The following is a 1885-nucleotide window of genomic DNA, read 5'->3' as shown; positions in this document are numbered from 1 at the left end:
AACTCCTAAAAGATATTGGTCTATCATTGAAGTATTGTGATTAACCAAGTGAGCATGGAGTGGTTTTCTAACCCACCCGAACCAGGGAAAATTGATGGCAAAGGGGGATATATATTGTAGTATAATCACAAACCTGGGTTTTTTTCCTGGTCGGCTACCGAAATGGAAACATCTGGATGTATCGGCAAATATCATTGTCCCCGACGCACCAGTGATCGAATAGAAATGTTGCGGATCAATCAAGCGACTGATCCACTCATCCGTTAGTCTTCCCCCTGGGTATAATTGGTAGATTTTTTGGGATTCTTGTGCTGGGATTAGGGTCAGAGGACCAGACTCTTCTGTCACATCCTCTACATGAATATATAGCTTGATTTGCCTAACGCCTTCCGGGTCTAAATGAAAAAATTGAGCTCCTCCTTCATAGAGTTTTTTATTGGGCGAGTAGAGTAACTTCACACCATTGATAATTGGTAAAATGCCAATGTATTTTGTTACTATACTTACTAAGGTTCGATCACAAGCTAGTTTTACTAAAGACTCCGTAAGTTTAGACTTATCTGGATGGATACCTCTGAGGTATTCTTCTTTTCCTTCACCTTGTTTGGTAAAAATAGATTGATCAACAGTAGCGATATAGTCCCGACATTCTCCAATCACTTCGCTAACTGGATCAAAAGTTTTGGGAAACCACACTAAAAATCCATCTTTTTTAGAGATACTAGGTAATTTACCTTGACAATTAATAACGCTAATTCCTAAATCTTTGCGAATACTATAAGTAGGAAAGCTTAAAAATTTACTAATCCTTTCGTAAATCTTTCGCTTGCCGTAGGGATAGTTAAAGTGCTTCTGGTTTTCAATAAACAGTTTAGTGATCAAAGGGTGCATCTAAACGTTGTAACTCTATAACTCAGCGATGCAGCGCCGACCTGAGCAGGTTTCTTCCCTCAGGGACTGCATTAAGACAGTCAGATGCACCAGTTTAGTCTACCAAACGGTAAAACCGCCATCGACTCGGAGTTCGATACCTGTGACATAGGCAGAGGCATCGGATGCTAGAAACACCAATGGGCCAAGTAAATCATCAAACTCTGCCATCCGTCCTAGAGGAACGCGATCGCAAAATTGACCTTTGAATTCCTCATCCTGTCCCCCCAAGACTCCTCCCGGAGAAAGGGTATTAACCCGGACACCAAAGGGACCCCAGTGGGTAGCAAAGTACCGGGTTAAATTCACCAGTGCTGCCTTCGATGCCCCATAGGCAGGGGGTTTTAAAAAAGGAGGGTCGCACTCCAGATGCTCATAAAACCGGGCATCGGGAGATACGCTCCCATACAAGGAACCGATATTAATGATTGAACCTCGTCTAGCTTCCACCATTGGGCTACCGAAGACTTGGGTCACCTGGAATGCTCCCAAGACATTCACCTCAAACACATTGCGGCAAATCTCTAGGGGGATCTCGTCCAAGCTATAGGTTTTCACTGGACCAGGAGGTTGGTCAATCCCAGCATTGTTGACAATCACATCAGGAATGCCAATGTCGCTCAGGATGCGATCGCGGATTGCGATTATGGCAGTGCGATCGCATATATCACCCCGTTCCAAACACAAACGAGTCTTGGGATAATGTCCTTGAAGTAGCTCAAAAGACCTTGGCACCTGAGCCAATGGTAGGTCTATGCCCACAACCGTTGCGCCAGCATCCAGTAATGCCCGACTCCACACCGGTCCAAGTTTACCTAAGACTCCAGTTACAATAGCGATTTTGCCAGAGAGGTCAAAATAATTCACGAAGCCAACAATACCCTACACAGCAACCTGTTCAACATTTTCCACCAACCCAGCCAAGGTAATTGACTCATCCACCCTTAGGGGTTTT

The 1885-nt window shown here is 44.3% G+C and carries 2 protein-coding genes; both read right to left on the bottom strand.

What is annotated here, in order from left to right; genetic code table 11:
- Window positions 1–882, bottom strand: an 882-nt coding sequence (locus F6K49_RS44885) for a hypothetical protein (RefSeq protein ID WP_293108544.1), incomplete at its 3' end; no start/stop codon positions are given.
- A gap of 108 nt (window positions 883–990) precedes the next feature.
- A complete protein-coding gene (locus F6K49_RS44880; protein WP_293108541.1) occupies window positions 991–1797 on the bottom strand; it encodes an SDR family oxidoreductase in 807 nt (268 codons plus the stop codon).
- Window positions 1798–1885: the final 88 nt, after the last annotated feature.

It is taken from the genome of Moorena sp. SIO3I6 (assembly GCF_010672095.1).
The sequence above is the reverse complement of the archived record's forward strand: the minus strand, read 5'-3'. Positions and strand labels throughout refer to the sequence as shown.